Source organism: Enterococcus sp. 7E2_DIV0204, from assembly GCF_002140855.1.
Taxonomy (GTDB): Bacteria; Bacillota; Bacilli; order Lactobacillales; family Enterococcaceae; genus Enterococcus_L; species Enterococcus_L lemimoniae.
This window is the reverse complement of the sequence record NZ_NGKY01000001.1, coordinates 1,690,639-1,710,116: the sequence shown is the minus strand read 5'-3', so window position 1 is coordinate 1,710,116 and position 19,478 is coordinate 1,690,639. Positions and strand designations below refer to the sequence as shown.

The following is a 19,478-nucleotide window of genomic DNA, read 5'->3' as shown; positions in this document are numbered from 1 at the left end:
TATAACACGAACGTTAAATCAAATCTACTCGATTGTCAATCGATTTCGTGCTATTTCTTAAAATAAATGTCGTATCGAAAATTTTATTTGGTATTTTTTTCTCTGGATCATTGATTGATTCTACCAAGAACTGTGCGGCATAAAAACCAATATCAAAGCTAGGTTGATAAACAGTTGTCAGCCCTGGAACTAAATATTCCGAAATTTCCAATCCATCAAATCCAATAACAGAAATATCCTCAGGAATTTTTTTACCGCATTCTTCTATTGCCTGATATGCGCCCATCGCCATTTCATCATTTCCGCAAAAAATAGCAGTGAGCTCTGAATTTTTCAATACGTTTTTAGCCGCCGTATAACCGCCACCTAAATTCAAATCGCCATTACTCATGTATTCTTCTCTAACTGGAATACCGTGATCTTTTAGTGCATGCTGGTACGCTGTCACTCGTTCAGTCAATTGATAATACCCATCGTTTTCTGTTAACATCCCAATGTGTCTGTGACCTTGTTCGATCAACGAGCAGACCGCTTGGTAAGCGCCCTCATATTCTTTTACGATCAAACGGCCATTTTCCCGAGGGTTGATACCACGATCGACTAAGATCACTGGAACCTTCCGTTTTTTCTTATTTCGTAAAATATGATTCACCGGCAAAATATTAGGTGTTGCAAAAATGATCCCATCAACTGAACGATGAACTAACTCCGTAACATATTGCGTCGCCTTATCTTCATCATGCTTAGAATTGCATAACAAAATCATGTAGCCTAAAGAGTTCAAATACGTTTCCACACCTTCGATTACTTTAGCAAAGAAAAAATCCGTTACATCTGGAACCACCATCCCAATCGTTTTCGAATGACGAGTAATGATGTTTGACGCAAAATAATCTGGTTTGTAATCATATTCTTCTACCACAGCTAAAACCTTATTTCTCGTTCTTTCGCTAAAGCGACTCCCTTTGTCATTGATGATTTGTGAAACTGTTGTTACTGATACACCAGCCATATCCGCAATTTCTTTAATGGTCAATTTCATAGTCCATTCTCCCTTTATCGACAAGCCCTACCAAACATGTCAACGTTTTCAAAATTGATTTCGAATGACTACAGTTTAGCAGAATTTTCTAGAATAGAATAGCTTAACCAGAAAAAAACTACTTGCTAAAACCAAAACAGCTGACCAAGCGCATACTTTCCACCTCTTGAACAGTCATTATCAATAATCAGTCTAAACCAATGTTACCAGTTATTCGTCAACATCAAAAGACCTGGTATCCAGCAAGTGACCACTCCTTCAAAAATCGCAAAATATAAAACAGGTTTTCCAATTTCTTTTTTCAATACATACTCAATAAATCCTGTCAGCCATAAAATCCCCCACGATAGCCAAATCAAGGCAAAACGCCAGTCGCCATCGACCGTATAGGAAATATAAGCCGCTGGAATTGTATTTACAGCAACAAAAAAAGCAAATATCCCATAAATACGCATATCCAAATTAAAAACATAAATCAGTCCGACCATCAAGTAAGTAAATGCAAACAAGTAGCCTGTTCCAGCATCATAATAAGCACCTTTAAACAAATAAATCGTATTGATAATAAAAGATAAACTTCCAGTCATCAAATTGATCAGACCAGTCGATTTTTTATCCACTCCAGCTAATCCGCAATAACCGTTGCTGATCAACGTGATTGCTACAAATATTAATCCTACTCCTAACACGATAGTCCCTCCAATAACTTTTCAAAAAAAGCTCGTTTACTACTGGATTATTTTACTTCAAAACGGCGGAAAAAACTACCTCCTTTTACAGATTTCTCTTCTCTTATTGACAGAGACAGCAACACATGTTAAAGTCTTCAAAATACTTATTGAACGTACTACTTGTTCCAGCAAAATAGAGAGGATGATACCGTGAAACGTGAACATGTCAAAAATCTACCTAAAATCGAGCTACACTGTCATTTAGATGGATCAATCCGACCAGAGACTTTACGAGAGATAGCAGATGCACAAGGCATTGCTCTACCCAACGATCACGCACAATTAAAAGAGCTATTAATCGCACCTAAGGATTGTCAAAATTTAAATGATTATTTAGAGCGTTTTGATTTAGTTTTGGCTTGCCTTCAAACAGAAGCAGCGTTAAAAACAGCGGCAATCGACGTTATCAGTCAAGCAGCTGAAGAAAATATCCAGTATATCGAAGTTCGTTTTGCCCCGTCTCTTCACACTGAAAAAGGACTCTCTTTGCCAAAAGTGATCACGGCGGTTTTAGCAGGTCTTGAACAAGGACAGCAACAATTTGGTGTAAAAAGTAACGCTTTATTATGCGGCATGCGCCACGAAGAACTAAAGGAAATCGAAAAAATCGTCCAGTTAGCAGAAGCGTTTAAGAACAGCGGGGTTGCGGGATTCGATCTCGCTGGAAATGAGATTGATTTTCCGCCGTACACCTTTGAAGAAACGCTAGATTTAGTTAATCAACTGTCTATTCCACTAACGCTTCACGCTGGTGAATGCGGCTGCGGTAAAAATGTTGCCGATGCTATTCATCTGGGTGCCAAACGGATCGGACATGGCATTGCCTTAAAAGACACTCCAGAATATTTCTCTTTACTGCAAAAAGAAAACATCTTAATCGAAATGTGCCCTACTAGTAATTTCCAAACAAAAACCGTTACTCATCTAGCCGACTATCCTTTCAAAACGTTTCTAGAAGCTGGGATCAACATTTGTATCAACACAGATAATCGGACAGTTTCGGATACAACATTAACAGATGAGTTTATGAAACTTCATGAATGGTACGGTATTACTTATGCCGACATGGAACAATTGAGTCACAACGCTGTGAATGGTGCCTTTATTTCTGAAAGTGAAAAACAGCTTCTTCATGATCAATTGACGAATAGTTATTGATCGGTTCCAAAAAAAAGGTAGAACGAACGTGCAAAACGTTCATTCTACCTTTTTTATTTCGTGGTTGAACTCTTACCATTTTCCCAGATACTATGTGGCTAGGGTGAAACTTGCAGTGTTATACCCTGTCACTTGATGATTCCTGTTTGATCAACACCAATAATCTGCCAATCATAAATTCTAGCCGTTTTTCCATTTTGTTCTGCTTTTTCTAGCGAAAGTTTCACATATCTTGCTTCAACTAAACCGATTGCATCACGGCTACTATTTTCAATATTGCCACGATGCTGAACAACGGTTGTCCAATTATTTCCATCACTGCTTACAGAAATATCATAGTCTCTGGTATTCCATTCTGGACTTTCGCCACCTGCTCCTGCATGAAATAGTCCAAAACCAGCAATTGTTTTTACCGCTCCTAAATCAGCGATCATCCACGGCTGATCACTGCTGTTATCACACCATTTCGTTTTTACGTTGCCATCTAACACAAAGCGATAGCTTTCACTGTCATTCGTATAACCTGACCCTTGAGTAGCTGTCGTTGTTGGCAACGTAGATAGATTTTCTATTTTGATGCCTGTGCTTGGATCGTAAACATGGAGATAGTTTTCTTTAATCACTTCTGTTTCACCTGACGCATTCACTGCCGTTGCTTTTACGGTATAAACGCCCGCTTGATCAAAAGAGAGTGACACTTCTTTCCCAGAAGCTGTTTGCGGTGTTGCACCGAGCACTTCCCAATTGACCGTTTCTGTCGATTTAGAAACAGTTGCAGATAACGTAAGTGTTTCCCCAGGTGCGATCAGTGTACTACTCGCATTAATGGCAATCTCTGGTTTTTTCAACGCTTCAAATGTGTAGACTGCTGACGCTCCTTTCTTTTGATCTTCTCGACCATAATGATCGACCGGAACCACGTGATAGCTATTATTTTCTGTTGAACGTGTTTGATTTAATAAGGTATATGCTTGGTTAGCTGTTTCACCTTCAAATTGTAATTGACCGGCTACTTCCCGGTAAATACGATAAGAAGCCGTATTTTTCCCTTTGGAATCCCAGCTTATCCGAATACTTTCAGTTAAGTCATCGACTACAGTTTTTCCAGAAAAAGTAACTTTACTGATAGCACTGACTGGTGTTGTTTTTTCCTTTCCAAGTTTTAATTGACCTAAATAAATCGTTGCTGGACCACTCTCACTATTTTTTAAATCCAACCCAACAGCTGTCACAGTTTGACAGTTTGCAGGCTTAAGTGAGTACGTTGTTTGAACCCAACCGTTTGCTAAAGTTTGCTGCTTTCCTTGGATCGTTAAGGGTTGTTCTTTGCCTTTTAATTCTAAAACTAGTGCAGCCTCATTTACTCCTTTTGTCACTACAGTTGCCGTGTCTGCTGCATTAACCTTAACTTGAGATGCGTATAATTTGATAAAGCTTGAGGTTTCGGCTGCCATTGCGCCGGATAACTTGATCGATGAACCACCATTAAAAGCATCTTCATAACTAATTGCTGCTTCTAGTTGATTTCCCTCTCCGTTATCAATGACCCAGCGGTAGGTCGGCAAAACATCTTGAATACTACGATTGTTAAAGGTTCCTTCTTTGACTTTGCTTCCGTTTTGATAAAAAGCATCGCCATTGCCCACATTAAAATTCGTCAAAAATGGCAAGCTAGTTACGGGTGTTTTTTCTACATAATAACGAGAAACACCTTGCCACTCATTGATGGAACTCACTACAGATCGAGGATCTCCTTGAGGATTTATCCAAAGTAGCTTTTCATTTTCCCAATAACGATCAATGTTATATTGTCCGCCATCACGCAACGTCCAATCTGGACAATAAAGCCCTAAAGAAACCAGTGGTTGACCGTTTTCGCCTAAAATACTGCTTGGCTTCCGTCTACTATTGACGCCATTTGCCTGAACATCGATCCCAGCAAAAAGGTCGTAAGGATCACGTTTCAATTGCGTCGCTTTTTCTCGTGATCCAGCGAGTCCTTGCCAACGAAAATCAATAAACAGTTTATCGGAAACTCGTTTTTTCCCCTCCTGAAAATACCCTTGATTTTGCTCGTTTAAAGCTCCTTGCCAGTCAACATTGCCGTTTGGAAGCATGGAGTCATACCAAATAACTTGCTGATTTTTCGGTTTACGAGTCTGCAAATAACTCATAAATTCTTTCATGTCAGTGGCTGTTTGGGCATCAACATTGGTTTCTTGATTGATAAACCAGCCATCAAAACCATAAACCGTAGACATTTCTATTAATTTGTCTGCCATTGGGAATCTACCTTTTTGATCCTTTTGGACAAATTGGGTTACCCATTCACTTTTCCCACCATAGGCTTCTGGCGGAAAGAACACTGTCCCGACAACTGGTACACCATTTCGATGTGCAGAATCAGTAACGTCCCCACTTGGTGGTACGATGATCCCTTCACCTGAGGATCCTGCCCACGCAACAAGGGTGTCGATATATTGCCAATTAGTAAAGTTATAGACAGCTTTATCTGTTCCACCTTGAGACGGTGTTCCTTTTGTGTGACGATTGACAATTGCAATCGACAATACTTTAGCTTCTGTACTTTGATCAGCATTTGTTTTCTTTCCTTGTACCCGAGTAACTAAAGGCACTTTAGACAGATTAAACGGTGCATCAGGATCGCTTTGAGGACTCCATTTTAACAATGTTTCAGGAAATAAAGCTGTTGATTCTGGCACTTGATCAAATAAAGGGATACTCGTTTCTTGACCGACTTTTAATTCTGATGGCTCTGCGGAAACAGTTGGTGTAAACAACAAATTTGTCCCTAACGTAATAGTCATTGCCGTGCAGCAGTATAGTACACTTTTCCAAGTTTTTCTTTTCAACGAATGAACCTCCTTAGTTATTTGCCCAGAATTCCGGCATTTTTCATTCTTACAAAAAATGTTAACGCTTTCTTTATAACTTATAAATAGAGAAACTATAGCATTTATATCAAAAAGTATAGGTTTTCTTTGTGAAACGGAAAAAAAACAGCTGAAATAGTCTGCTTTACACATTTTATTACAGCTGTCTTTCTATTTAGTTTTTATGAAAATGAAAAGAAAATCCTTCCATTAGCTTGGTCAGTGCTATGATGACTTCTTTTTCAGTTTGTGCTCTAGGTTTATCACACCAAACTGCTAGAGCGGCACCTTTGACTTGTTTTTGATTTCCCAACGGAACCAGTTGTTCTGAAGAGAACAAGTTTGGCTGCCATTGTTGCTTTATTTTTGCTGCCGTCGGATAAGTATAACCAGCATTTTCACCTAGTACATAATAGAGATAATTATCATTGAAATTAACCACTGAATATCCTTCATCTAAAAAAGTTTGCAGTGGAGCCATTTCTTTTTGCCACTTTGTCCAATAAGTAATTTCGACGTCTTTAGTCAACGAGGATGTTTGGCTATTTCTAAAGAATGCATCGTTCCAGACTCTTGGGATAAAGCCGCGTGCTTTAACAAATGTTGCAACAGTGTTGACGTATGCTTCAACTTTTGTGATCCCTGAATCAGCCAAGGTTGGATATTGTTCCATTTGATCAAAATCAATAAATTCATCCGCCCCAATATGAAAGTAACAACTATCAGCAAAAAGTGTCATATATTCATCGTACAAAGAAAGCGCAAATGCTACTGCTTCTTCATTTGTAATATCTAGCGCAGAAGGAACTTTACTCATTTTCTTTTGTGGTTCAGCTCTCGTTAATTGCCACTCTGGATGACCTTTCAACAAATGCTCCATATGCCCAGGTGTATCAATATCCGGAATAATCTCGATTGATAAATAGGCAGCATAATGAATCAATTCTTTTATTTCAGCTTTTGTCAGAAATTTTTCTGAAACAAGTTGAGGATATTTTTCTGATTCGATCCGAAATCCTGTATTTTCGGAAAAATGTAGCTGTATGAAATTAAAACCATGTAACGCCATGTGCTCTAAAAGCTGGCGCACCCCTGCAACTGAAAAATACTTTCTACCAATATCCAACATGATGATTCGTTCAGGTAAACAATCATGAAATTTTCCTGATTTAAGTTTAACACCTGCTTTTACTTGCTGCGCTAAATACATCATGCCACGAAAAGCCAGCAATGGATTATTAGCTGAAACTACAATTGTCTCAGCTATTTTGATCACAAAGCTATCTTTTAATTCTGCCGAATAGTTCACAACAACTGCTGCTTGTTCAGGTGCCTCGACAAAATTAATTTGTTTAGCCAGGAACTTCTCGTATAGATAAGCTACTCTTTCTTTTCCTCCAACAAAAGCGTTGTCAAAAAACACGTAAATTTCTTGTCTATCAAACCAGATTAAATTTTCGCTTCTGTTCATATCATGCACACTGTTCTTTGGCCAATAATAAGCAGCCCATCGTTCCACTATTTTCTTCTAAATCACACCCAACAATATAGTCTTCTAGCGGAGATAACGCTACATAGTCTCCTAGCTGTTGCTTCAAGGACTCACGAATCATCGGAAAGAGTTGCGCTTGTTTCATTACGCCTCCACCTAAAATAATTTTTTCTGGCGAAAGGACCAATGTATAGTTCATCAATGCTTGAGCTAAGTAGAATGCTACAATCGCCCAAACGTCATGATCAGATGCTAATAATTGCCCTTTGATCCCTGTTCTTTTTTCTAAAGCAGGACCTGCAGCAAGCCCTTCTAAGCAATTATCATGGTATGGACAGGTACTTTCTAACGTATCATTTGGGTAACGTTGAACTGAAATATGCCCCATCTCAGGATGACTAAATCCTTGCAAGACGACTCCATTGACCACAGCACCACCACCGACACCTGTACCGACGGTTAAATAGATACAACTTTGAGTGTCTTTACCAGCGCCTATATGCATTTCACCATAAGCTGCCGCATTAACATCCGTAGTCCAAGCAATCGGAATATCGTAACGTGCCTTTAATGCCCCTAAAAGATCGACATTTCGCCAACCGGGTTTCGGTGTTGAAGTAATATAGCCATACGTGCTTGATTTACGGTTGACATCAATTGGTCCAAACGAGCCTACACCTAAAGCTGTTAAGTCGTAGGAATCAAAAAAGGCAAAAACTTGTTCTAAGGTTGCTTCTGGTAGTGTTGTTGGCAGACTGATTCGCTCAATGATTTTTAGTTCCTCATCTGCTACCGCACAAACAAATTTTGTACCGCCCGCTTCGATCGATCCATAATACGCCATTTCAATCACTTCTCCTTCTTATCGGTCAAAACCTATCGTACGTATTTCATAAGCCTTTAACTCCTGTGCTACAGGTCCATTTTGTTTTTCTTCTAGCAAATTCAATACGATTGGTGCATCACTACCTGTTTTATTGATGCTCACTTCAGCCGTTTTCCCGCTCATATTGAATCCTCTAACAACTAGCATTTGATTGTCTTCACTATTCTTCACTGCTGTTACAGCAAATGTCGTGCCTTTAACCGTTAAATAAGTATCTTTGGCTTTTAGCTCACCTGAATGTTTAGTGGTTTGTTTCACACTAAAAGGAATTTGAGCTGCATAAGCTCGTTGATACGTTGCATATCTTTGCGCTTTTGCTCCATGAAAATCAATACCGTATTCAAATGTATGCAGACCTAAACACTGTGCTTCTGGTGTCGGGAAGTAGCCCCAATCACCCATTTCTCCAACAGCGCGTATAAGCGTTAAGGCAATCGTATTCGCTTCAGGTAAAATTTCATATTCATTCAATCCAAAATTAGAAACAGTCACTCCAGATAGTTCATCATGAAGATTGACGAAAGCATGCTGGTGTTGAGGATTAGTTGGGTTCTCCCAACTTTTGCTCACTTTATTTGGTCGCGTCACGACTTCATATATGCTATCCGCTTCATGGGTCTCCGTTTTGATATCTGTCGGAAACAACATCCGTAGACGGTGGTCTTTCATTTGATTATCCACTGTTGTTTCAAAACGCAAATGGGCAGAATCTTTTTCCATCGTCACTATAGTTTCGATCGTTAACTCTTTTAAAACGGCTGAGCGTCCTGCTTTTCGGTAACGAAAATCAACAACAGCTGTTTGTTCTTTTTCTAATAGCTCGTCTGCTGATTGCGGAATCATCATACGTTGGCAGATCTTGATTTGAGGCATGAAGGATTCATCTTTTATAACCGAAACCTCAGCGGGGCATCCACTAGATAAAATTGGACCCGTTCCTTCTGGTTGTTTAAAAATATACTCATTCCCAATATCACCGACATTCTCAATCGTCAATAACTTGCTATAGTTTTTACCTGTTGCTTTGTCTAACACGTCCAATGTACCATCTTGATTAATCGTTACAGTCAAACAGCTATTTTCTAGTTGAAGATTTTCTAGCTTCTTAATCATCGATCCAACTTCTTTGACTTGTGTTGTCATTTCCTGAAGCGCAAAAGTATTCCAAGAAAAAGCTGGCATTTTTGTGATCGGTAGCTCGATTTCGACATATTTAGCCATATAAGGAACTCTAAAACGGTCTTTTGGTAAATCATAACCAAAGCTCACTTCTGGTTGCGAGATCACAACTGGAATAATTTCTCCTTGTATATCAACCACTTCAAACATTGGCGTATCGCTTTCAGCAAGACTTTTCCACAATTCATGGGGAATTCCCTCTTTGAACATTTTTCGCTCGATTTCCACTTTGACTTTTACAATGTCCGATTTTTCATAGCCAGACGTATTAAACACGACAAATGGATGACTGGTTTCAGCAAACACTTCTGTATCAACGGCTTTAACTAAATGTGTCAACGCCTCTTCAGCTATAAATTTTCCAACTTCATTGGCTTTTTCAAATCTCGGCATCATTTCCCGATGCACTTCATCTACCGAACAACCACAAATACTATCGTGAGGATGATTTTGTAATAGTAATTTCCAAGCGTATTCTAGCTGATCATGAGGATAATTTTGTGTCAACTCATAGGCCATAGCAGCTAAAGGTTCTGTTACATTTTCTAATTGTCGTTCTACTTTGGTATTCCATTGTTTTAAATAAACTCTTGCAGAAGCCGTATTTGCTAATGTAAACCAACCATCTGTTTCTTGGCTAGTCAGTTCTCCATGAACCGTCCCAACTTTTTCGGGTAAATCCTGACGCATCTGTTGTAAATACTCATCAAAGTTTGAATGAATAAATTCATATTCTGGAAACAGCTCATTCGCTAACGCAATCGCCTTTGTCACATCTTTTTGAACAGGCTGATGATCTACACCATTCATCATCAGTAAGTGATCAGTCGAGGCAAATTTTTCAGCTTCCGCTAATTTTTGCGTCCAAAAGGCCAGTGCTGCTTCTTTTTCAGCGGGTATCTCATTGCCATTACTGTACCAATTCGCAAACAGTAAGCCTAACACGATACTACCGTCTGGTCCTTGCCACCACATTTCTGAATACTGAGAAGTATAATTTTCATCCTCAAGCACTTCGTTGTTAAAGCCAACTGGTTTTACTCCACGACCAAAAGCCGCTGCATCCAGCCCTGCTTGTTGCATTATTTGCGGTGTTTGACCCATGTTTCCAAACGTATCAGGGAAATAGCCTAGTTTAACTGCTGGTCCCCATTTTTCGCTGTCTTTTTTGCCAATTAGCATGTTACGGACATTGGATTCAGAACTGATCAAAAAATCATCCTGCAAGATATAAAACGGACCAATCCGTAATTTCCCATCCGTGATCGCTTTTTGGACAGCTGATTTTTTTTCTGGTCTAACTTGCAAGTAATCATCTAAAATAATCGTTTGTCCGTCTAAATGAAAACTATTAAAATCCGGATCCGTTTCAGCTAATTCTAATACATCATCCAATAATTCAACCAAACGCATATGGTGTTGTTCATAAGGCATGTACCATTCACGATCCCAATGAGAATGCGAGATGATATAAACTTTTTTCTTCATGATTTTACACTCCATTTCCTTTTTATCGTTCTACACGGATATCAAAGTAATCCATAACCAACTCGCAAAACATCATGTTTGCCCAAGAAAACCACTCGCGTGTGTATTTTGACGGATCATCGGCATCAAATCCTTCATGCATTAAATGGGTTCCGCCATCGTTTGCAACCAAAGAATTCAAAATTCGTTCTTTTTCTGTTTTATCCTCCGTAGTCATCCCTTCCATCGCCAGAGCAATCGGCCAAATATAATTTTCTGGGGTATGAGAGCTACCAATCCCTTTAGCGTATTTTCCTTCGTAAAAATAAGGATTTTCTTTACTTAAAATAGTTTTACGCGTCGCTTGGTACGTTCCATCATCGGCTGCTGTATAACCAAGATATGGTGCTGAAAGTAAATTAGGAATATTGCTGTCGTCCATAATACTACTATTTCCTAAGCCATCTACTTCATATGCATAGACAGATTCGCCATCTTGATTAGCCGTTTTTCCGTAGCTTTGAATGCCCACATCGATTTCTTTTCTAAGGGCTGAGGCCTGTTTGACTAATTCTGGATCAGAAAGCACCTCACTGAAAATCTCTTCGATATAGCCTAAAACGACTACTGCAAACATATTCGACGGAACTAAATAACCGTACCGACAGGCATCATCACTGGGACGAAAACCAGACCAAGTCATGCCCGTTTTTCCAACCTCACTACCGCGACCATTATTTGGAAGTGTATCTTCTAAACGTGTTGTATCTCGTTCAAATGTATAGGGAGAAAGTTGATGTTCCTGTTCTGTTGTAAAAACGGCTAGTATTTTTTTGACACCTGTAACAAAATGTTCATCAAACTGTTTTTGGCAACCAGTGTTTTTAAATAGTAAATATGCTAGCTGAACAGGATAACACAATGAATCGATTTCATATTTCCGCTCCCAGATCCACGGAGTCATTGTTGTGTGATCCGTTTGATGTCCTGCGCTATTCGGTGTTTCATTAAAGGCATTGGCATAAGGATCCATCGTGATATAAAAAAATTGGCGTTGAACCAACCCGCAAATCATGTTCCTAAGTTCTTCATCTTCTTTTGCAATCACTAAATATGGACGAACTTGTGCGGTCGAATCTCTCAACCACATGGCAGGAATATCGCCCGTCAGTAAAAATGTGGTGCCATCTGTTTGCTTTTTGACAGTCGTTGTTAGGGTATTGGCAAAAGCTGCGTTAAAATTCTCCGCCCAGCCAGCATGTTCTTCCCCACACAATTGCGTGATTTTATCCATAAACGTTTGGACAGAAGTAGGTATTTTAGTATAAGTCATAGTTGCCTCCTAATAGTTGATATATCATTTCACAACGAAAGTATATGCTAATAAAAGCGTTTTGTCTACTATTTTTAGTAACATTTTAAAATTGAACTCTTTTTCCTTCTGTGGTAAACTAGCATTAATGATATATCATTTCGCATTTAGGAGAATTCTAATGTCCAAACCACTATATAAAAAAATTACCGATGATTTATTACATGCAATCGAAACAGGTCAGTTAGCAGAAAATGCACAACTACCGACCGAAAAGGAACTCTCTCAAACCTACAATGTCAGCCGCATCACCTCGAAACGTGCTTTGACAGAATTGGAAAACCAAGGGTTGATTTATCGAATCCAAGGTAAAGGCAGCTATGTACAAAAACGTAAACCTAGAAAGAAAAAAGTTTCTCGTATCTTATTTTTGATCCCCTTTGTAAATGACCTTTCTCTTGGAAATTTTAATGAAGGGCTAGCACCCGTGACAAGTGAACATCATTACGAGGTCATCATGTCTTCTGCAGCGTTTTTGATCAATAAACAAGCAGCTGATATCATTGAAGACTTTGATGGCATGATCTACTATGCACACAATACTGAAGACTTTTTAGATACACTATTTGAACTGTCCATTCAGCAATTTCCAGTCATTATTTTAGATAAAAAAATCCATGACTTACCTTATCCAACAGTTCAGTCAGATAACTTTTCAGGTGGAGCTATGGCAACCAATTATTTGGCTGCCCAAGGTCATCAGCGAATCGCTTATATTTTTGGCGAACCAACCTTGCCGCAATCTGTACGACAACGCTATTTAGGCTACATCCATGCCACAAAAGAACAGCACTTATCTTTTCATACAGCATTAACGGATAAACAAGCTTTTTTAAATGCAGATGTGATTGCTTATCTCAAAGAAAATGAGATTACAGGCATCGTCTGCGAAAATGATCTAGTGGCGATTTCGTTAATAAATCAAGCGAAACGTGCAACGATTGATATACCAAATCAGTTATCCGTAATTGGATTTGATAATATCCAAGCAGCTTCACTAATCGATCCAACACTTACAACAATTGCCCAAGATTTCAAAGGTATGGGTAAGCTTGCTGGTACGATGCTGATTGAATGGATCGAAAACCTTGTGATCCCAACAGATCAACAAATCCCTGTAAAACAAATCATTCGACACTCAACAAAGGAGAATTAATTAAGTGAAACCAACACTAATCGACACTAGACATGGTACTGATAACCAACATTCTTTTTCAAATGGAAATTGTTTACCTTATACAGGTGTGCCATTTGGCATGAACTATTTTGCTCCGCAAACGAACGGAGATAACGGCAGCTGGTGGTTCAATCCTCGCGACCGAGTTTTTCAGGGCTTCCGTTTGACTCATCAACCAAGCCCTTGGATGGGCGACTTTAGTTATTTAGTGATGCAGCCCTTTAACGGCACACTAAAAGAAGCAACTGTTTTTCATGCACAGTCTTCTTACCGATCAGATGAAAGCGTTTTTAATCCAAGTCACTTAGAAATCACGGCACAACGTTATCAATCAACTTCCCGTTTGATTCCAAGTATGTATGGCGGTGTTTTAACAACAAAGTATACTCAAGCAGATGCCCGTTTTTTGCTTTCGTTACCAGGAAAATATCAGCTTATAGTTGAAAACGATCATTCCGTCTCCGGCACGATCATAAACTATGCAGGCTGTGAGGACAAAGACTTTTCTTTCTTTTTCACGATGCGTTTTAAACAACCCTTCACTTTTGAAGAACCTTTTGAAAAGAATGGGGAAAATGAGTGTCTTGCTTTTTCATTTGGTGATATTCAGGAACAAATGATTCAGTTTGGTACTTCTTTTATCAGTTTAGAGCAAGCCAAGTTAAATTTATCTCGTGAATTAGATTGGCAGCCGGAAGATTACCTTACACAATCAGAAGATCAATGGGCACACTACCTAAATAAAATCGACATTCAGGATAAAAACCAACAACGTCGTTCAACTTTTTACCATAATCTATATCGTTCGTTTTTATTTCCGCAAACATTTTATGAAAAAGATTCTTATAACCAAATTATCCATTATGATACCTTAGCAAAAGAAGTAAAACCGGGATTTCTCTATACAAATAATGGTTTTTGGGATACTTATAAAACCGTTTATCCTTTGTACTCCTTGATTGCACAGGACAAATATGCTGAAATGCTAGAAGGTTTTTTAAATAGTTATCGAGAAAGTGGTTATTTGCCTAAATGGCTTTCGCCTGATGAACGAGGCCTGATGCCTGGGACACTGATCGATGCAGTGATTGCTGATGCCGCAGTTAAAAAAATTCGTCCTGATTTGATGCCAGAGTTCTTAGGCGCCATGATTAAAGGCGCAACGATCCAAAGTGAGAATTCTAATTATGGTAGACAAGGAACGAATGATTATTTGAGATACGGCTACGTCCCTGCTACTTATCATGAGTCTGTCAATCATACCTTAGATTATTGCTACAGTGATTTTTGTATCAGTCAAGTCGCTAAGACATTGAACGAAACGAGTATAACAGAACATTATGCGCAACAAGCTAAAAACTATCTAACTATTTTCGACCCTAACACAGGTTTCATGCGTGCTAAACTGATGGATGGTGCCTTTAAAGAACCCTTTAACAGTCATCGCTGGGGTGGCGATTATGCCGAAGGTAGTGCTTGGCAAAGTAGCTTTGCTGTTTATCATGATTTTAAAGGGTTGATCAAAGCTTTTGGTGGGCCAGAAAAATTTCAAAAAAAATTGATCAGTCTTTGTAATCAACCGCCCACATTCAATGTAGAAGGGTATGGATTTGAAATTCATGAAATGAGTGAAATGGCTGCTACTGAATTTGGGCAACTGGCGATTTCAAATCAACCAAGTTTCCATTTGCCTTATCTGTTTAGTTATCTTGGCAAACCGGAATTTGCTCAACCCTTGTTAAAACAATTAATGATCCAAGAATTCAATGATAGCCAAACTGGGTTCCCTGGCGATGAAGATAATGGCAGTATGGCCAGTTGGTATATTTTTAGTTCATTAGGGTTTTATCCTGTTTGTCCTGGTTCTGGAGAATATGTGATTGGAATGCCGCTATTCGATAAAGCCATTATTCATTTGTCGAATGGTGAAACATTGACCGTTACGGCCAGTCCAAACCATGAGCAACAGCAATTTGTCGACCAGATTCGCTATAACGGTGCTCTTCATAAGCGTTTAGTTTTTGATCACAAATCATTGATGGAAGGTGGACTGATCGACTTTACGTTGGGAATTGTACCTAGACCGAAAAATTATGAAGCTGACCAGCTTCCATTTAGTATTTGATCACTAAAAAAGCGGATTGGCCGCAACAAAACAGCCAGTCCGCTTTTTCATTCTTCTCCTACTGAATCGTAATGATGCTTATATTTTTCTCGAAACTCTTTAGGTGTCAAATCGTTCATCTTTTTGAAGATCTGCGAGAAGTACGTGCTATTATTAAAGCCAATTTTATCAGCAATTTCATTCACATTATCATCTGTGTATAACAATAAATTTTGGGCTTTTTTCATACGGTATTGATTCAAATATTGAGAAAAGCTCTTTTTTGTTTCTTTCTTAAATAGTTGCCCTAAATACATCACATTAAGATGCAAAGATTGCGCTACGCATTTCAACGTCAATTCACTTGTATAGTCTGAACGGATTTTATCGATCACATTTTGGACATTTTCAGAATAATCGTAGGCGATCTTTTCCCGGGTGATTTGTTTGACTGTATTCGATAGGATTTCACGTAGTTTATCCACATTTGAGGAGTGATTAATATCATCCAGTATCTGTTGATATTCCCCTTCATCCAAATGATTGAAACGCCGATAAATATCCATGAATAGCATAAATGTAATGTGTCGGACATCTTCTGGCCGTGCACCGATTTTTTGAGTTTTAGAAAAAATTTCAGCGATCGTTGTCTCGATCGTAGTGAAATCCCCCACCATCAATGTTTTATTAAAGTTAATAATATCTGCCGAAAGATCAAAGTCATCTGAAAAAACCGAATAGAGTAAGTTTTTACCGCCTGCTTCATAAAATTTGTAACGCTGCAATGTTTGATTTGCCTTTTCATAACTATCCGGGACATCTTCCCAATCACTGACCGTTTCCCCTACACTGATCAGCCAGCTGTCATCTTCTTCGATTTGCAGCGGATTTGCTGCTAGAAGTTGATTCAAGTGATACTTACCACCTTTAAAGATATGTACAAGCAAACTTTTATCACCTAAATTTCGTGAAAAAAATAAGGATTGTTGCTGTTCTTCCAGCCATTTTACGACTTGCGCTTTTTTCTCGCGTGTGACTTCTACTAGTAAGACCGTCCAATCCGATTTTTCCGCAGTGTTGACTAGCTGATCAAGTTCTTCAAAGTTATCTTTATCAATTTCACCATTTACCCATTGTGACAATAAAATTTCGCTGTATAAACCATTCCTAGTTTCTTGTTGATTCCGATTGTCTAAACGTTTTTTTGCTTTCCGGACACTTTTTAAAAGCTCTAGTTTATCTACTGGTTTCATCAAATAATTAATAGCCCCAAGCTGTAATCCGCCCTTTAAAAAATCAAATTTCTGGTAACCAGAAAGAATCATAAATTCAAACTGCCTCGCTTCTTTTTGAGCAGCTTCAATAAACTCTAGTCCTGTCATTTCCGGCATCGTAATGTCCGTTATCACAAGATCAATCGATTCCAGCTCCATCAAGGTCAATGCTTCTTTAGCATTTCGAGCTGTCCCTTTGATGGTAAAACCTTCCTCTTCCCATGAAATAATTTTTTTCAACCCATTAACGATCATATATTCATCATCAACTAGCAAAACATTATACTTCATTATCTCGCTCCTTTATTGTGAACTAGTCTGACTATTGTTATACCTGATTTCGATTTTAGAAAAGGAATCGTCAAATGAAAGTTCAATAGCGATTCCTTTGGTTTCATTTGGCCTAATTGTCATCAAAAAACTTGGGTCAAAATAAGCACGCAGGCGTTCATTCACATTTTGTAACCCGATCGAACCATGTAATTCGATTTGTTCACTTTGCAATTTCGTTTCAATCAAAGCTAGTTTTTGAGGTGAAATCCCCTTCCCGTTATCACGAATCAAAATCTTCACTTGATCATTACTTAAATGTGCTTTAACACTGATTGCATTGTCATTTCGCGAAAAATCGATACCATGAACAAAATAATTTTCAATCAATGGTTGTATGGAAAATTTAGGTAAAACCAATTTCTTCAATGCGTCATCGATTTCAAAATGATAAGCGATTCGGTCTGGATATCTCATTTGATACAGATATACATATTTCTCACAGAAACTTAGCTCTTTTTCCAGAGTCGTCGTTTTAGCTTGATCCGTATTATTACGCAATAATGTTGAAAAAGCATAGACTACATCCGCTAATTCTTCACTGCCTTCACTTAATGCATACATACGAATATACTCTAAGGTGTTGTATAAAAAATGTGGGCTGATTTGAGATTGTAGCGCTCGCATATGAGCATCTTGCTGTTTGATCTCTAATTTATAAATGTCGGCGATATATTGCTCAATATTATCCAACATCGTATTGATCCCCTTTGAGAGCTCTCTCAGTTCAAACTGCGTCTCCTGTTCATTGATTCGTGTATTTAGATCGCCTTTAGTGACAAGTGCCATTGAGTCCATAATAATATCAACTTGCTGTGAATACTTCGTAAAGGTTCGATACAACAAATACAGCAATAACAAAATCAAGCCTAAGCCGCCTATCATTAGAATGCGCAAATCAAAAAAGACATGTGTGAGGATCTGCTGCTTAGATACAGTTACCAAAATATCAAAACCGCTCGTTGTTTGCAGATGTTCCAACAGATTAGTTTGGGCCAACGTTTGAATCGGTAATAGTGAAGTTTCTTTCATTTTTTGTTGGATCAACTGCTGGTCTAAGGTGTTACTTTTTTCTGTATAAGTTAATAATTGGTAGCCCGTACTTGAAAAAACATAGGCTGACAAGCCATCAAACGTCGTTAAGTGAGTTAAACTATCAATAATATCTTTTTGAGAAAATTCGACATAAAAACTACCTAGAACTTCTAGCGTTACTGGATTTGTAATAGGATAGGCTAAATAAAATTTGTTATTTAAGCGAGGGGTTCCACTGATTTTTTTACCACTCTTATAATCTGCGGTAGAAAGATAGTAATCATTGTAATTATTCAACACCATAATGATCGATTCTATATTGTCATACATCGTGTAAAAATTTTTCACTTGACCTGGTAAAAATAAATAGTTGCCCGTTGCTAATTGTTGATCGTAAGAATAATTCAAATAATTAGAAATTGGCTCGTCCATATAACGATTCAAATTGTTGATCTTCTCTTGATTATCAGTCAACCCGTTTAACATTGTCTTCCCTTGAATATTTTTATCATTGATCGAGCGAGCAATCGTATCGACTGCTTCTTGCGCCGTGATTTCCCCTCTTCCCATCGATTGCCAATAGGTATTCATTCCAATACTGACCATGCCAATCAAGATCAGTGTAACCAAAATCAACGCATAATTTTTCAGTAATCGGTTTAGTAATGTTTTATCATTAAAGGAAGAGGGTTTCTTTTTACGCATGAAGTTCCAATCGTTGATCGATCGTTTGCCGCCATGATTTTGTCGCTGTAAAGCTCCATATTTGGATCATAGAAACCGTGCCGAATAGAATCAATCCTTTGAATTTCCACGTAATAAATACAATCAAACTTACGCCAATCGCTATTTTCAATAAATTCGTAAAATTAGATAATGTCGAAATAAACGCCAGTTTCAACAAATTTTTTAAACCGATTTCATAATAGCTATCTAATAACAATGTGTATTGATACGTAACGATCCCATAAATCATTGCAAAAACTAACAGAAAATCGATCATTAAAAAAGCAATTCCCTGAATTTGTACAGATAAAAATAAATTGTACGCCAATATACTTAATAACAAGCCCAATCCATAAAAAAGCAGATTTCCTCTTACAAAGTTCTTTTTAAAAGTGTTCCAGCCGTCCTTCAAAGTGATTTCTTTATAATTGAATTCGTGACTGATAAATAATTCATTGACTGTTTTCAAGGCTGGACCCACGCCTGCGACAATCAAACCGCAACAGCTGAACAGCCAAAAGAATAGATTCAATTTTACGATGACCCAAACTTTAATGAATAACGTTTCTAACGCTTTTCCAACCATCTAACTCTTCCTTTCTCTCTCTAAT

Annotated in this window: 13 protein-coding genes; 3 read left to right on the top strand and 10 right to left on the bottom strand. The window is 38.2% G+C overall.

Translation table 11 applies throughout. From position 1 onward, the window contains the following. Positions 1–13 precede the first annotated feature (13 nt). Both A5819_RS07935 and A5819_RS07930 read right to left on the bottom strand, forming a co-directional pair. Complete coding sequence (locus A5819_RS07935; protein WP_086278193.1) at positions 14–1,042, bottom strand: LacI family DNA-binding transcriptional regulator; 1,029 nt, start codon at positions 1,040–1,042, stop codon at positions 14–16. Between the two features lie 203 nt (positions 1,043–1,245). Further along, positions 1,246–1,731 (bottom strand): AmiS/UreI family transporter, encoded by a 486-nt coding sequence (locus tag A5819_RS07930; RefSeq protein ID WP_086278191.1) that lies wholly within the window; start codon positions 1,729–1,731, stop codon positions 1,246–1,248. Positions 1,732–1,923: 192 nt separating this feature from the next. Here A5819_RS07930 and add point away from each other — a divergent pair, with 192 nt between their 5' ends. Next, positions 1,924–2,931, top strand: a complete 1,008-nt coding sequence (add, locus tag A5819_RS07925) for an adenosine deaminase (protein ID WP_086278190.1) — start codon at positions 1,924–1,926, stop codon at positions 2,929–2,931. A gap of 128 nt (positions 2,932–3,059) precedes the next feature. Here the strand turns inward: add and A5819_RS07920 are convergent, their stop codons facing one another. The 5 genes from A5819_RS07920 to A5819_RS07900 all read right to left on the bottom strand — a co-directional run bounded on the left by A5819_RS07920 (position 3,060) and on the right by A5819_RS07900 (position 12,182). Continuing rightward, positions 3,060–5,804 carry a discoidin domain-containing protein gene (locus A5819_RS07920; RefSeq protein WP_086278188.1) on the bottom strand — a complete coding sequence of 915 codons (2,745 nt, stop codon included), beginning with the start codon at positions 5,802–5,804 and terminating at the stop codon, positions 3,060–3,062. Between the two features lie 196 nt (positions 5,805–6,000). After that, complete coding sequence (locus A5819_RS07915) at positions 6,001–7,296, bottom strand: family 20 glycosylhydrolase (RefSeq protein ID WP_086278186.1); 1,296 nt, start codon at positions 7,294–7,296, stop codon at positions 6,001–6,003. A gap of 1 nt (position 7,297) precedes the next feature. Then, positions 7,298–8,161, bottom strand: coding sequence for an ROK family protein (locus A5819_RS07910; protein WP_086278184.1), 864 nt, complete (start codon positions 8,159–8,161; stop codon positions 7,298–7,300). 18 nt (positions 8,162–8,179) lie between these two features. After that, positions 8,180–10,870: an alpha-mannosidase gene (locus A5819_RS07905; protein WP_086278182.1), complete on the bottom strand. Its 2,691-nt coding sequence runs from the start codon at positions 10,868–10,870 to the stop codon at positions 8,180–8,182. Positions 10,871–10,892: 22 nt separating this feature from the next. Next, positions 10,893–12,182, bottom strand: a complete 1,290-nt coding sequence (locus tag A5819_RS07900) for a glycoside hydrolase family 125 protein (RefSeq protein WP_086278180.1) — start codon at positions 12,180–12,182, stop codon at positions 10,893–10,895. 160 nt (positions 12,183–12,342) lie between these two features. Here A5819_RS07900 and A5819_RS07895 point away from each other — a divergent pair, with 160 nt between their 5' ends. Then, on the top strand, positions 12,343–13,377 hold the full coding sequence (locus A5819_RS07895; RefSeq protein ID WP_086278177.1) for a substrate-binding domain-containing protein: 1,035 nt from the start codon (positions 12,343–12,345) through the stop codon (positions 13,375–13,377). 4 nt (positions 13,378–13,381) lie between these two features. Beyond that, the gene (locus A5819_RS07890) at positions 13,382–15,523 is read left to right on the top strand and encodes a GH92 family glycosyl hydrolase (protein WP_086278175.1); all 2,142 of its coding nucleotides are present in this window, start codon (positions 13,382–13,384) and stop codon (positions 15,521–15,523) included. Between the two features lie 47 nt (positions 15,524–15,570). Here the strand turns inward: A5819_RS07890 and A5819_RS07885 are convergent, their stop codons facing one another. From A5819_RS07885 to A5819_RS07875, 3 genes are read right to left on the bottom strand one after another with little or no spacing between them, the layout of a single operon-like run. Next, positions 15,571–17,067, bottom strand: coding sequence for a response regulator transcription factor (locus tag A5819_RS07885; RefSeq protein ID WP_086278172.1), 1,497 nt, complete (start codon positions 17,065–17,067; stop codon positions 15,571–15,573). 12 nt (positions 17,068–17,079) lie between these two features. Next, a complete protein-coding gene (locus tag A5819_RS07880; RefSeq protein WP_086278170.1) occupies positions 17,080–18,846 on the bottom strand; it encodes a sensor histidine kinase in 1,767 nt (588 codons plus the stop codon). Further along, positions 18,839–19,453 (bottom strand): YesL family protein, encoded by a 615-nt coding sequence (locus A5819_RS07875; RefSeq protein WP_086278168.1) that lies wholly within the window; start codon positions 19,451–19,453, stop codon positions 18,839–18,841. Before A5819_RS07875 ends, A5819_RS07880 begins: the two co-directional genes overlap by 8 nt. Between the last annotated feature and the right edge of the window lie 25 nt (positions 19,454–19,478).

Excerpts from the sequence above, each read along its gene's own strand:
- A5819_RS07895 (WP_086278177.1), top strand. The coding sequence starts at position 12,343 with ATGTCCAAACCACTATATAAAAAAATTACCGATGATTTATTACATGCA.
- A5819_RS07915 (WP_086278186.1), bottom strand. The coding sequence starts at position 7,296 with ATGAACAGAAGCGAAAATTTAATCTGGTTTGATAGACAAGAAATTTAC.
- A5819_RS07885 (WP_086278172.1), bottom strand. The coding sequence starts at position 17,067 with ATGAAGTATAATGTTTTGCTAGTTGATGATGAATATATGATCGTTAAT.
- A5819_RS07910 (WP_086278184.1), bottom strand. The coding sequence starts at position 8,161 with ATGGCGTATTATGGATCGATCGAAGCGGGCGGTACAAAATTTGTTTGT.
- A5819_RS07880 (WP_086278170.1), bottom strand. The coding sequence starts at position 18,846 with ATGCGTAAAAAGAAACCCTCTTCCTTTAATGATAAAACATTACTAAAC.
- A5819_RS07875 (WP_086278168.1), bottom strand. The coding sequence starts at position 19,453 with ATGGTTGGAAAAGCGTTAGAAACGTTATTCATTAAAGTTTGGGTCATC.
- A5819_RS07905 (WP_086278182.1), bottom strand. The coding sequence starts at position 10,870 with ATGAAGAAAAAAGTTTATATCATCTCGCATTCTCATTGGGATCGTGAA.
- A5819_RS07900 (WP_086278180.1), bottom strand. The coding sequence starts at position 12,182 with ATGACTTATACTAAAATACCTACTTCTGTCCAAACGTTTATGGATAAA.
- A5819_RS07935 (WP_086278193.1), bottom strand. The coding sequence starts at position 1,042 with ATGAAATTGACCATTAAAGAAATTGCGGATATGGCTGGTGTATCAGTA.